This window comes from Paraglaciecola algarum, from assembly GCF_021532655.1.
GTDB classification, from domain to species: Bacteria; Pseudomonadota; Gammaproteobacteria; order Enterobacterales; family Alteromonadaceae; genus Paraglaciecola; species Paraglaciecola algarum.
In genome coordinates this window covers 146,873-160,579 of the sequence record NZ_JAKGAS010000004.1, presented here as the reverse complement: position 1 = coordinate 160,579, position 13,707 = coordinate 146,873, and the positions used below count along the sequence as shown (strand labels likewise).

Sequence of the window (13,707 nt, the reverse complement as noted above, 5' to 3'; positions counted from 1 at the left end):
TTAAAATCCAGTTTATTCGGCAGCTTGGTCTAAAGCGGCTTTAGGGTTAAAAGTAACTAACATGTCGGGTCTTAACTTAAATGCACCTATGCTAACGATAAGATCATTCATCACCAAACCAGAGGTAACTACAGTATCTGATCCATGTTCACCACCTAATTCGATTTCACGTCTTTGAGCACGGTAATTTTTATTGTCTTTAGCAGGAGTCAATAAGTACACATAGTTAGCAAATTGGTCACGCATTATGGCTGAAGTTGGTATTTTTAATGCTTCTTGAGGCTCAGTGGTTGGCGCTAATACACTTACCACTGTGCCGGGTTTAAGCAATTGTTGGTTATTGTCAATTTGCGCTCTAAAGGTCAAACTTCGGGCGGCTTTATTCAGCAAGGTATTTTGTGCCACGATTTTACCTTTGATACTTTGTTCAGAGTGAGGACTTTGGATCAATACATCGCTATTTTTATTAATATTGGCGAATTGTTGAGGCAGTTTGAAGTCAACCCATATTTTTTGGTCAATCCCTACTAAAGTATTTATTTCACTATTGGCTGATAGATATTGTCCCACTTCTAATGTATGTAACCCTGTGATTGCATTAAATGGTGCTTTAATAGTTTTTTTATTTATTAAGCTGTTAATTGCCTGTACTTCGGCTTGGCGAATAGTGACTTGTATCCGAGCTTTGTCGTAATTGTCTTGGCTGACAATCTTTTGTTGATACAACTGTTTATTGCGGCGTAATTCAATTTCAGCTAGCTCTAAACTTGCTTTTGCATTAGCTAAACGGGCTTGTTCTTCACTGGTATCAAGTTGCACCAGTGTTTGACCCTGAGTGACTTCTCCACCCGATGGCAAATTAAGTGTAATAATAGAACCTTCTAATTCGTTACGCAGAGTAATCGTCCTGGTAGCTACAACTTCACCTAAGGCTTTGGTTTTTGGTGACCAAATAGTTGAACTAACTTGTATGGCTTCAACCATCTCAGGTAGCTCTGGTGGTGTTTGCCCCACAGATGCATTGCTTTGTCCTTGATTTATATAAAATAAAATAACGGCAATGGTTCCACATGTTACAAGTGTTATACCCCAGCGGGTGAATTGACTAGTATTTTTCATGGTTTATCCTTAACGTAAATCTAATGTTTTTAATGCTGAGATCGCTCTATGAATACCTTCATCCGTTAACGGAGATTGCCAATCATAAGCGTTAATATAATTTTTAATGGTTTGAATTTGTAAGCTAGTGTGATCGAGTAATTCACTATCAGGTGTAATGTGTCCAAATAAGTGTTTACCACGTAGTTGATTACTTACATGAATAAAACCCACTGATATTGCCCATAAGCCTAAACTAAATTTATTGGCATAATCTTGCTCACCGTTTGGAATTCGTAACTCTTTTGTTGCTAATGCTTGATTAATATAAGCACTACATTGAGCATCGACGTTAGTGTCTGCGGAATGAAATCTATGTTTCCATGCTTCAGAGCAGCGGCTTAATATGGCATCGTTTGTGATCAACATCTCTAAATGTGAGGCAAAAGGAAATAAGTTAGCTTTAGATTTATCCGTTAAAATCATAGCGATATAGCGCTCTGGTGTAGTGAGCTCCAGTTGATAGATGGCCGCAAAATGTTTTTGTGTTTGTTTTAAGTTAGCTGTCGCTAAAGCTAACAATACGTCTTCTTTGGATTGTACGTGTTTATATACCGAGCCCATAGACATGCCCGCATATTTCGCAATGTCAGACATTTTAAAGCCAAGCAAAGAGGTCTCTTCAATGGCAGTTATAGCTGCATTAAGTATCAATTCTTCTTGTTGTTCTGTGGTAAAGCGTTGTGCTGGAGCCATAGTTGAGTATTTAAAACCTTTGGTTTTATATAAGAATAATAATATTCGAATAACATTCGAACATAATTATCCTTATGTTACGGAAGATGTCAATTGAGGACCTAAATTAAGTGTAACGGGCGGTTACATTTGGCAATATTTGCTAGAAACTGATTGAGTGCTAAGAGGATAATAAATCATTTAAATCGGAAACTTCAAAAGGTTTAGTGATATATTTTTTGACACAAGTAAACTTTAAACATTGGTCTTTATCACTTTGTTGAAAAGAAGAGGTCAGAATAGCTATTGAGGTTTTTTCAATGTTACTTGCTGTATATTCTTTTAAAAATTCATGGCCATTCATTCGAGGCATATTTATGTCTAGTAAAATTACCACAGGTTGTCTTGGCAAAATAGTTAATACTTCAAGGGCTTCTTGTCCGTCAAATGCTTGTAATACATCAATATTTTCATCAAACTTTTTAATCATATATTTTGCAATATATTGATCAATTTCACTGTCTTCGATAATTAATATTGGAGAATTTTTCATCTGATACAACCTTTAATAAACAGAATTTCTTAATCTAATGTTTTAAGTTTAGCAGCGATTAAATTAACTTTGAGAAAAATATGTACCAATTTGACGGCAATTTCAATTTATCTTTTTTAAGCTAATAAGTAACTAAGTTAATCAGTAGCTATGTATTTAAAGGACTATCTAACAGGTAAGGTAAATATAAATGTACAACCGTTATCGTTGTCTTTAAAGTAAATTTCTCCCCCGAGCACGTCGACACTCTTTTTCATCATGTACAAACCTAACCCAGAACCAAAAGCTGTTTTGGGGTGAAAACGTTTAAACATTTGGAACAGTTGGGCTTGTTGATTTTTGGGTATGCCTAAACCATTGTCACTGATTTTTAAGGTGAAATTATTACAATCTAAGTAGGTTGAAATATTAATGAAGGAATTTTCTTTATTTAAATCTTGGTATTTCACCGCATTGGACAATAGATTTTCAATAATTAGCATCATACGGTTCTTTTTTGACCATAAAGTTGAGTCAAACTTCATGCTTAAATCTATATTTAAGCGTTCAAAATTATCCATATGCTTGAGCTTAGTGAGTGTATCGACAATTAATGACTCAATATTTATTTCTTCCAACTCTTCAGATTCATTTTTAGCTTGAGTAAGGGTTAAAATATCTTTTACTAAGCTTTCTAATTGTCGCAGTGACTTTTGAATGAGGGCTGAACTCATTAAGGCTTTTTCCTTATCGTCAACTCGAATCGACTCTTCTACTATGTCTAAAAGTCTGATGGATGACACTAAGGGAGAGCGCAGGTCGTGGGAAGTGCGATAGGAAAATTCTTCCAGCTCGGCATTAGCTTGGCGTATTTCTTCTTCGGCGTTTTTTCTGTCGGTTATGTCGCGCACAATACCACTATATAATTTTCGACCATGCACGTGCACTTCACTGACTGATAAATCAAGCGGAAATATATCGCCATTTTTGCGTCGTCCCTCAACCTGACGACCAGTGCCTATGATCCGTTTTTCACCGGTATTATGATAGTTGGATAAATAACTATCATGTTCTCGGTGGTAAGGATTGGGCATTAATATTTTTACATTTTGCTCAATGACTTCGTTAGCCCGATAGCCAAATATTGTTTCACAAGCTTTATTGAAGGTTTCAATTCTACCACCTTGGTCTATGGTGATTAGCCCGTCAACAGTATTGTCTACAATGGCTTGAAGTTTGGCTTGATTCTCCTTTAACGCTTGTTCTGCAGATATGCGATCTGATATATCTCGAATGGTGCCAACAAACATAGTTTCACCATCTATGTCCATTTCATTGACACCTAACTCCATGGCAAACACACTTCCGTCTTTACGTTGTGCTTCGACTTCTCGGCCTTTACCGATAATTTGTTTGTCGCCGGTAGAAAAATAGTTGCTTAAATATCCATCATGGCCACTATGGTATGGCTCAGGCATAAGCATTTTTACATTTTGGCCTATGACTTCTTCTGGGCTGTAGCCAAATATCCGCACTGCAGATGGATTGAAACTTTGGATTAGCCCTCGATTATTGATTGTAATAATACCGTCAATAACAGTGTTGAGTACGGCTTCAAGCCTTGATGAGTGTGCGTTACTACTTTTAGGAGATGCCGACATTCTAGTGTAATTTCCGCTAGTCTAATTTTAAAGGCGTATGTTCAGTATAGTTGAAAGGTCAGACTGTCAATGTATAGTTAAATCGACAAAAATGTACGTAGCTCCTCTTGTCGGGCTAAGCCATCTTTTAGCCCTAAATCAATTAATTCTCGGCAAAACTCTTTTTCGAAGAGTAAATAACTAAGCAAACTCGTATCTGCTTTGTCATGTAAACCTAACATACGCAATAAAATTTTTATGCCTGCTGGCATTCTATAAAAGTGTTTTGCGGCCATTTCATTAAAATTAACGCTGGGGTTTACCACTAAACAATCTATGGTTTTTAGGTCGGTTAATTGCCTTTGTTTGTGGGTCATATGAGCAATGGTATTGTTGATCCGCTCTAAACGTTCTAGGTCAGACTTGAGTGTATCGGCAAATATGGTATCCAATAAGTGCCCTGCTATGGCAATGCTACTGGGAAAGCGATTCATATCGGTAAAACGTGAAACACGTTCTGGTTGCTCTACACCAATAACTAATATTTTTTCGGCTCCCAAGTGAATAGCCGGGCTTAAAGGTGATAATTGATGAACAGATCCGTCGCCTAAAAACTCACCTAATAATTTTACCGGCGGAAACAACATAGGAATAGCAGAAGACGCAATAAGATGCTCAGAGTTTAACGTACAGGCTATGCCTCGCCTTTGTTCTCTTTGCCATGGTTTTATGTCACTTTGACCTTGATAAAAACTAATGGAGTCATGGCTGGTATAGCTGGATGCATTAATACTTATTGCTTTTAGATATCCTCGTGCCACGTTATTATCGATGCGATTGAAATCTATATGACTACGTATCAATTTTCGCAATGGCTGATTGTTTAATAAACTCGATGGATTTTTTTGATTTTGTTCACTTAAAAAGCTACTTAAAAAGTTGCTGGATAAATGTTTGAATACGTCTCGAATACCGCTATCGTAGACTTGGCGAGTATGGAAGTTTTTCCACACCCATTCGAGCTTCCTTAAACCTAAATGATAACAAGATGCATAACATGCTAGGCCTGTAGCGTTAATAGCGCCGGCTGAGTTGCCGCAAACGATAGGGAAGGGGATACCTTGATTTCGAGGTAAAAAAGTAGCTATCGCTTTAAGTACGCCTAACTGATAGGCCGCTCGTGCGCCACCACCAGACAGCAATAATGCATATTGATTTCGTTCAGACAAACATACTTCCTTTATAGGGTTTTACTGAGCCCTTCGGCTGCTGCAAATAACTCTAAATCAGAGCCACCTACTTCAATTACAAATTGGCAATGACTTTCAATTGCAGCAATTTCATCATCGGTTCGAATATGATCATGGCTGTACAAAGCCATGCGTTTGGCTCGACTTGCCATGGCTAACTTAACGGCTTCTTCTGCTACTGAATGCCCCCAGCCTGATTTGGCCGGCATATCTTCAATCATATATTGTGCATCATGAATGATTAAATCAGCATCTTTGCAAAATTCCACCCAATCTAAAAAGTCGGTATTCTTTTTATAGGGAGGATAAAGTTCGTTATCCGTCACATAAACCACTTTTTTACCCTCGGCTTGGATAGAAAATGCGCTACCTCCTCCAGGATGATTCATGGTTAATCGTGTGATTTTTGCCTCACCTATTTGCCAACTATCAATACTTTCTGCTAGTGAAACAATTTGAATGTTTGACGGTAAGGTCTTGTAATCAACAGGAAATACGCTGCCACTCATTTGTTTTAAAATGGCATCTTTCTCATCAAAGCTTATTTGGCCAGGGGTGATAAAAATATTTCTGTCTGGCTGGTAAATAGGGGCAAAGAAGGGAAAACCTTGAATATGATCCCAATGATTGTGAGTGAGTAATAAATGAATATCATTACTTTGTTTAATGAGCTTTTGACCGAGGTTTTTAATACCTGTACCAGCATCTAAAATCAAATCGGTACCATCTTCTAGGCAAACGTGAGTACATGCAGTGTTACCACCATATTTGACAAACTCAGGCCCAGGAGCAGGACAAGAACCACGTACACCGTAAAAGGTTATCTGCATTTATTATCTCGTTACTAGCTTGTTCGCTTTCTCGGAAAAGTCTTTACCAATCCATGAGTATAAACTCTACCATCAAAGAGTATCAGAATTAAGTATAAACTTATTTGTTTAGGTATGTGATTTTTATAGGTATAAAAAAAGCGCCTTTCGGCGCTTTTCATGTACTCATTTATATCTATAACTTACTGATAAAATTAAATAATTGGTCAATTTCAATCAGCGTTTTTTCGCCTGTGCGACGGTTTTTATATTCAACTTTGTTGTCATCTAAATTACGCTCACCAATCACAATGGTGTGGGGTATGCCAATTAATTCCATATCGTTAAACATTACACCAGGGCGCTCTTTTCTATCGTCAAATAATACATCAATACCAGCGACAGTTAGTTGAGAATAAAAGGATTCCGCTACTTCTTGAATACGATGAGATTTATGCATATTCATAGGAATTAACGCCACTTTAAATGGAGCAATGGCCTCTGGCCATATAATGCCGTATTTATCGTGGTTTTGTTCAATTGCGGCAGCTACAATTCTTGATACTCCGATACCATAACAACCCATAGTTAAGGTTTTATGTTTACCATTTTCATCTAATACGCCACAGTTCATTGCCTGTGAGTATTTGTCACCAAGTTGGAATATATGGCCTACTTCAATACCACGTTTTATTTCTAGGGTACCTTTTCCATCTGGAGATTGATCGCCAGCCACTACGGTTCGAATATCTGCAACCTCAAATTCAGTCGCATCTTTGGCCCAGTTACAGCCAGTAAAGTGGAAGCCGGTTTCATTTGCGCCACAAATAAAATCAGCTATTTGGGCGGCAAATGCATCAACTACAATCGGAATATTTAAGCCTATAGGGCCAATAGATCCAATAGTGCAATTAAGTTCATCTTGGATTTGCTGCTCAGTTGCCATAGTTAAGGGCGAAGCTACACCAGCTAGTTTTTCAGCTTTTACTTGGTTAACTTGATGATCGCCCCGCACAACTAAAGCGATTAAGCCTTGTTTACCGGCTTCATCAGCCTCTGCTAACACAATTAAGGTTTTAACGGTTTGCTCACTTGATACCTTAAGATAGCTTGATACTTCTTCGATAGAGTTTTGATCAGGCGTGGCTACTTTTTCAATGCTTTGACTACCTACTGGGCATTCGCCAGTGGGGGCAAGTGCAGTAGCCATTTCAGTGTTGGCGGCATAGTCTGACTCATTAGAAAAGGCGATGTCATCTTCACCAGATTCCGCCAATACATGAAATTCATGAGAAGCACTTCCACCAATAGATCCTGTGTCAGCAATTACAGGGCGGTAATCTAATCCCATACGTTCAAAGATATTGCAGTATGCTTGGAACATATTTTGATAAGTATCTTCTAGGCTAGACTGATCCATGTGAAATGAATAGGCGTCTTTCATGGTGAATTCACGGCCACGCATAATGCCGAATCTTGGACGAACCTCATCACGGAATTTTGTTTGTACTTGGTAAACGTTTAAAGGTAGTTGTTTGTAACTACTCACTTCGTTCTTAACTAATGCAGTAACCACTTCTTCGTGAGTTGGGCCTAAAACAAAATCTCGTGAATGACGATCTTTAATACGTAATAATTCAGGGCCGTATTCTTCCCATCTTCCTGACTCTTCCCATAAATCAGCCGGTTGCACAACTGGCATTAATATTTCGATAGAGCCAGCTTTATTCATTTCATCACGAACTATGTTGGCTACTTTATTTAATACTCGCAAACCGGTAGGCAACCAAGTATATAGGCCTGATGCTAGTTTTCTAACCATACCCGCACGTAACATTAGCTGGTGACTAATTACTTCAGCATCGGCTGGGGTTTCTTTTTGCGTAGATAATAAATATTGGCTAGTGCGCATGGATAATACAGTCTCAAGTGTAGGTGAAAAATCGGCGGCTATTCTAACAGTAGCTTTAGCAGGGCTAAAGGGTTATTCGCTCTGTAATTAGTTTATTTTCTCAACTGAAAATACAATGTTCTTATTTTCAACCACTCGCCATTGAATATTGAAGTTATAAAGTGTCATGCCGTATTGTTTATCTGGGTTTTCAGTGGATTGGTAAGCGGGTCGGGGATCTTGGCTAAGTACCTCAGTAATCAAGGTGGTTAAATTGACAGATTGGACATTGGCATTAAGTAGTTGTTTAGCCGCATCATACGTAAAATCAACTTCCATCAATTTAGGTGCTTGGTGAGCAAAGCCGCCAATTGCATTATCAATTTTGTCTGCATAAGGAATGTAAGGTTTAATGTCTATAATTGGCGTGCCGTCTAATAAGTCCATACCGCGCACAGTTAAACTTAATTGTTTGTTTTTATGTTGCCAGTCAACTAATTCCACTACAGACATACCAATATTGTTTGGTCTAAAGGTGCTTCGTGTAGCAAATACCCCTTGTTTAGTATTGCCACCTAATCGAGGAGGGCGAACTAATGGCGAATGTCCCTTTTCAGCAGTTTGGTGAAAGTGAAATAACAACCAAAGGTGGCTAAATTCTTCAATACCGCGTAAATAATTAGGATCACTAAAATCACTATTAAATACTACTTTTCCAAGGGCACTAGGTACTAAGCCCGGTTGCCTGGGAATAGCAAACTTTTGTTTGTATGGTGTGTGTATTTTTCCAATTTCAGTTACTTGAATCGACATAAAACTTTTACTTTATGGTTTGGCGAAAAACAAAAGGTATCTTTACTGATAAATAATCATGGTTCAACATTTACTGCGATTGGTATAAGCATATATTTGTTTAAATCGGCATTAGCAATCACTAAAGGCATTCGATACCATTTAGCTAATTAGATTATAAGGTATCAAATAACGTGTCAGATATTGCAATTACCAATGAACAACTTCAATCTCATCTGTTTTTAAAAAATTTAGCAGAAAATGAAGAAGTAGTGGGTTTTCAGCTAACTGGGAATGTCCTCAAAAAGGTTGAGTTATCAAGTCATAATTCTGCAAGCTTACAAACTTTGGTGATCTTTACTGAAGGTTTACAATTGGCTCAGTTACTACAAGTTCAAACTGAACTAAGTGCTTACTTAAATGTTGAGTATTTTTATGTGGTAAAAGTTGTTGGTGTTGCTGGCTTTGCGATTGGAGCAAAAGTAACGGTTAATCATGTTTCGCTTAATAATGTTTCGCACAATAAAACAGCCGACTTAAAGTTACGCTTAGTTGAATTGGCTGAGCTGTTGAGTCTTGAAGTTTGTTTGCTTGGAAAAGCGCCAAGTCTAGATGAACCTGGTTTGTTGTTGATGGATATGGACAGCACCGTCATTGCAGTGGAATGTATTGATGAAATCGCAGCTTTAGCTGGAGTAGGTGAGCAAGTTGCCAGTGTCACCGCTCAGGCTATGCAAGGTAAATTAGACTTTGCCGAAAGTTTACGTACCCGAGTGGCTTGTTTAAAAAATGCCGACGAAAGTATCATTCAACAAGTTCGTTTGGCTTTGCCGCTTATGCCGGGTATTGCTAATTTGGTAGCTGTGCTAAAACAACATAATTGGAAATTAGCTATAGCTTCGGGCGGTTTTACTTATTTTGCTGATTTTTTGGCTGAGCGTTTAGAGTTAGATGCTGCTGTAGCTAATCAATTAGGTATTTTTGAAGGAAAGCTAACAGGTGAAGTTACTGGTCGCATTATAGATGCACAGGTAAAAGCAGAAACCTTAGTGGAACTTGCAAAGAAATGGGCTATTCCCCAGTCTCAAACCATTGCCATGGGAGATGGCGCTAATGACTTAGTTATGATGAATGCCGCTGCCTTAGGTGTGGCTTTTCATGCAAAACCCATAGTTCGCCAACAAGCTGATGTGTCCATTAGTAGAGGGGCAATGGATGCCTTAATTTGGATGTTAGCCGCTGGGCAATAATTGCTTCAGGTAATAAGATCGTCCTTATAACATTGCAGAAATGAAAGGCTAAAAAATACTAATGGAACGATAAACGAAAATATTCTGCGTTCCATTATTCATTTATCAGCGAATGCTTTGTGTAAGAATATATCTTGTTGATCTAATCATTACTCAAAGCTAGCCAATTATTAACTTCGATCTGAGTTTTTTTACTTTAATCATTAAGTTATTTAGTAAAAACAATCAATGACGTCATGTGTGGGTACTCCTGATAAACCCAGGGGCTTCCCGGAGAAAAAGTACTAGCCTCTAACGAAAATACATTAACTGGCAACTTAGGCATGAAGTACATTTGATGGGGAGGAAACGAAATCAACTTTTTAGCATCTTCAAGATAAGCCTTATTATTTTGCGACATCATATACACTAAAGCTCCATTTTTTGCCGAAGGTAATGTATTCATTTCGAACTTCTTAGTAATTTCATCCATCACTTGCTTTGTACTGGCTCCTGAATAAAGACGTTCCATATGGTATTCAAGTGTGGGCAATACTGATTCAATTGCTGGTTTATTTAAACAAGCCGGCTCAAAACGTCCGTGTGGATTGCGTATGACCAAACATGTAAACTTGTTATTACCTTCTTTTATTGTTTGAAATTTTCCGTCACGAAACATAAGGAATGACGCGGAATCAGTAATGTGATTTGGCGCTGCTTCACTGGCATAAATAATCTCTTGTTTTTCTTCGTCAGTCATAGCCAGAGCCCTAACTGCCACTAGAGCAATACTAAGTATCCATATAGTTTGAAAAACCTTTTTCATTTCATGTTCCTCTCGTAGATCCGTTTAATTGACGTATTTAATACTCGCTTAATACAAACCCTTACTACCAGGTTAACTAATTCAGTGTTTAATGCTCTATGGGTGACATCTGTCTGAAACTACCCTGAGCACATGTCCTAGTTGGTATGGTAGAGGTTAGAAGCTTGAAATAGGAAGAGTAGTCCACAACCTTGTCTTAAGCAATTTGCTGTACTAGCCAAGGTTAATAATGGAGTATTCTGAAAAATAGAGGCCCCCAGTCTAAATAGAATAATATTGGAATAATAATAAAATAATAGTTTATCCAGAATTCAGCTTAGCTCTATTTTTCTTGAGTATGTAAGAGACGATGGCTTAAGCCTTAAGAATTTGTTCTATGCCTATTTGTTTGATTTTATGTGTTTTAGGTATTTTATGGTTATTTTCTATAACCTTGTTATCAAAATTAAATCGTTTAAGTACTTCATCAGTGACATCTACAATATCGCCAATTGCACTCACGCTCCACAATTGTTCTTCTAAACCTTTGGCCTTATGCATAGCGTAAATACTGACGTAGTTTAATTCTGATTGCATGGTCTCAAAATCAGGTCTACCAGTGCGGGCTAGAAATAGTTTGATGGCAATAAATTGGCCATGTTGTAGTGCTGTACTAATAAACTGTCTGCGTTGTTCTTGTTTGGTGAACTGTGTTGAATAATAACTCAGTATCGCTTCGCCAATGTCTTTTTTACTAGGATCAAAGGCAATAAATAGTTCTTTCACTACCGGTTTACTATTAGGTTTAATATTCGCTAAGGTATGTGGAATAAAATCATGGCGAATTTTTGCATTTCTAAATAATGGATATAAATTACACTCATTATCGCCTGCTTGAAATTTTAATAAGCTTGAAATACGATTTGATTTTGCCCATGTGGCCCCTGCGTCTGGAACAAACTCTAAATCGTCTTTACGCAAAAATATTGCAAAATTGAGCACATTTTGTGAATAAATATTTCTTAGGGCTTCACCAATTCCTGGTACTTCTTCTTCATCTCTATAGGCTTTTAATTTTGAGCGATTAGCTTTAATTAATGCTTCGAAAAAGCGTCTGGCGGTATTATTTTCTTCGGTTACAAAGTTTTGTAAATGGATAACGTAACCATCTTTGGAAGTTTGTTTAACTATATAAGGTAAGTCAGACAAATCATATTTACTCGTCACTGTTTGTAATTGGGGGAAACTCAAACTGACCTTAGTTAAGTTATCACGGATAAATATTTTTGTAAGCTCTACTTTGAGTCCTTTAGTGGATATGTCCTCAGTGTGTCCTTCGAACACAAAATCACCTACATTTAATTTCACTGCTGTACGCAATAAAAAGCGGGTTTCTCGTCTTTGGTTAAAATATTTAAAGCGGTATACTGTGACTATTGCGGGAGGTTTGTTTCGCGGATGACCAAATACTTTTAACTGAGGAAGTTGATCTCTAGATATCTTATGTTGTTGATAGTGTTCGGTGCTTAACTCGTCTGTAATATTAGTTAATACTGCAATGTAAGTTAAATTTTTAAGTCGAGACATTAACCTTGGCGAAGGTTTTTGATTTTGACGTTTAACAGACTCATTAATTGAATTTGAAATAGATAATGGACGGTAACTTTGTTCAGGAGCCATTTTTGTTAGTTGTAATTTGTATACACGCCAACTGGCTTTACGAGAACCATAACCCAAAAAAAGTTTTTTTAGCTGAGGTTTTTGGTCAAGTTCATCATGGGTTGCTGAGTAAAAATATACTTTTTCATTTTTGATGTGATTGAATACAAAAACAAATAACTCTTGGTTCCCTATAGGTAGAGCTAATGCTTGTTTAATTCGCTCTTCGGTTAATATATAACCTATTTTTAAATCTTGAATTTCGTTCGCCCAATATTGAATTTCTTCTCGATTACTATCATTTGCTAAGGCGTACCTAGGGGTAAAACTATCTCCTACCTTATCTATGAATACGGGAATAGATGTAAAATTGGGGATATAATATTGTTCATAAGCTTTATTTTGAATGGCGTTAATGGTGTTTTCTAAATTCACCTTATAGCGACGTTTGTTACCGTGAATAAATTGCTTCAAAAATTTATCAAATGGTAGATTTGGATTTTCATCTATACGTTGTAAGTTTAGGCGTTGTGCGTCTTTTATTTGTTCGATACTACCAATTGAGTACAAAATCCCCTGACGTTTATTTAAAGAGTACTCTTTTTCTAAACCTCGAAACTGTATGGTTAGTCTTTCGCCTACTTTAAAAAGATGTTCTTTACTGGCTTTTACTTTTAAGCCGTTGACTGAAATATCTATGGTATTGGCTTGTAAACTTTTGTTTAGCGCTGTGAAAATCTCAATGTTGACCGAATAATTCATTCGTTCTTCTTCACGCTGGGAAAAGTTACCAAACTTAATCAAGGGGGCAATAAAACTTTCAGGTTTGACTTCAACCGGTTTTTTTAAATTTTTCTTTTTCTGCGCTGCCAGTTGTTCTTTTTTATGAATAACGCGGTAATTGTTATCTGTATTCGTACTTGCTTCGTATACACCTATGGTGTACTCACCAAAAATCCGCAATTGACGTTCAAATGTTTCAATCGCGACATCATCTAAAAAGTGCTGTTTGTTTTCATGTTCATAGAGACGACATTTGCCGTTTACTAAGCCCCTTAAATCGATTAATCGGGTGCAGGGGCGGGCTAAACGTTTTAGCTCCATTTTGAGTAGGAAACGTTTTTGTTTAGGAATAGATGAAGCTACCTGACTCAACACCTGATTAAATTCAGGTTCGTTGATCATTGGCTTAAGCTCTTCGATTATGTCTTTGTATTCTTCTAAATCTTGGCTCATATCACCTGAAATATATGTGTTGGAAGGAGCT

11 protein-coding genes are annotated in these 13,707 nt (G+C 37.3%); 1 reads left to right on the top strand and 10 read right to left on the bottom strand.

From position 1 onward, the window contains the following. Window positions 1-12: 12 nt before the first annotated feature. The 8 genes from L0668_RS09030 to tsaA all read right to left on the bottom strand — a co-directional run bounded on the left by L0668_RS09030 (window position 13) and on the right by tsaA (window position 8,768). A complete protein-coding gene (locus L0668_RS09030; RefSeq protein ID WP_235311929.1) occupies window positions 13-1,119 on the bottom strand; it encodes an efflux RND transporter periplasmic adaptor subunit in 1,107 nt (368 codons plus the stop codon). Between the two features lie 9 nt (window positions 1,120-1,128). After that, the gene (locus L0668_RS09025; protein ID WP_235311928.1) at window positions 1,129-1,854 is read right to left on the bottom strand and encodes a TetR/AcrR family transcriptional regulator; all 726 of its coding nucleotides are present in this window, start codon (window positions 1,852-1,854) and stop codon (window positions 1,129-1,131) included. Between the two features lie 160 nt (window positions 1,855-2,014). Further along, on the bottom strand, window positions 2,015-2,386 hold the full coding sequence (locus L0668_RS09020) for a response regulator (RefSeq protein WP_235311927.1): 372 nt from the start codon (window positions 2,384-2,386) through the stop codon (window positions 2,015-2,017). 164 nt (window positions 2,387-2,550) lie between these two features. Then, window positions 2,551-4,026, bottom strand: coding sequence for a sensor histidine kinase (locus tag L0668_RS09015; RefSeq protein ID WP_235311926.1), 1,476 nt, complete (start codon window positions 4,024-4,026; stop codon window positions 2,551-2,553). Between the two features lie 77 nt (window positions 4,027-4,103). After that, complete coding sequence (locus L0668_RS09010; RefSeq protein WP_235311924.1) at window positions 4,104-5,234, bottom strand: patatin-like phospholipase family protein; 1,131 nt, start codon at window positions 5,232-5,234, stop codon at window positions 4,104-4,106. 11 nt (window positions 5,235-5,245) lie between these two features. Continuing rightward, window positions 5,246-6,085 carry an MBL fold metallo-hydrolase gene (locus L0668_RS09005; protein WP_235311922.1) on the bottom strand — a complete coding sequence of 280 codons (840 nt, stop codon included), beginning with the start codon at window positions 6,083-6,085 and terminating at the stop codon, window positions 5,246-5,248. Between the two features lie 175 nt (window positions 6,086-6,260). Next, window positions 6,261-7,976, bottom strand: a complete 1,716-nt coding sequence (locus tag L0668_RS09000; protein ID WP_235311920.1) for a proline--tRNA ligase — start codon at window positions 7,974-7,976, stop codon at window positions 6,261-6,263. Window positions 7,977-8,063: 87 nt separating this feature from the next. Then, window positions 8,064-8,768, bottom strand: a complete 705-nt coding sequence (gene tsaA / locus L0668_RS08995; protein ID WP_235311918.1) for a tRNA (N6-threonylcarbamoyladenosine(37)-N6)-methyltransferase TrmO — start codon at window positions 8,766-8,768, stop codon at window positions 8,064-8,066. A 173-nt stretch (window positions 8,769-8,941) separates the two neighbouring features. On the opposite strand from tsaA, the gene serB reads away from it, so the two are divergent. After that, entirely contained in the window at window positions 8,942-9,997 is a 1,056-nt protein-coding gene (gene serB / locus L0668_RS08990; protein ID WP_235311916.1) for a phosphoserine phosphatase SerB, read from the top strand. Between the two features lie 208 nt (window positions 9,998-10,205). Here serB and L0668_RS08985 read toward each other — a convergent pair whose 3' ends face one another. Then, window positions 10,206-10,802, bottom strand: a complete 597-nt coding sequence (locus tag L0668_RS08985) for a chromate transporter (RefSeq protein ID WP_235311914.1) — start codon at window positions 10,800-10,802, stop codon at window positions 10,206-10,208. A 354-nt stretch (window positions 10,803-11,156) separates the two neighbouring features. Further along, window positions 11,157-13,676 carry a PilZ domain-containing protein gene (locus tag L0668_RS08980; RefSeq protein WP_235311912.1) on the bottom strand — a complete coding sequence of 840 codons (2,520 nt, stop codon included), beginning with the start codon at window positions 13,674-13,676 and terminating at the stop codon, window positions 11,157-11,159. Window positions 13,677-13,707: the final 31 nt, after the last annotated feature.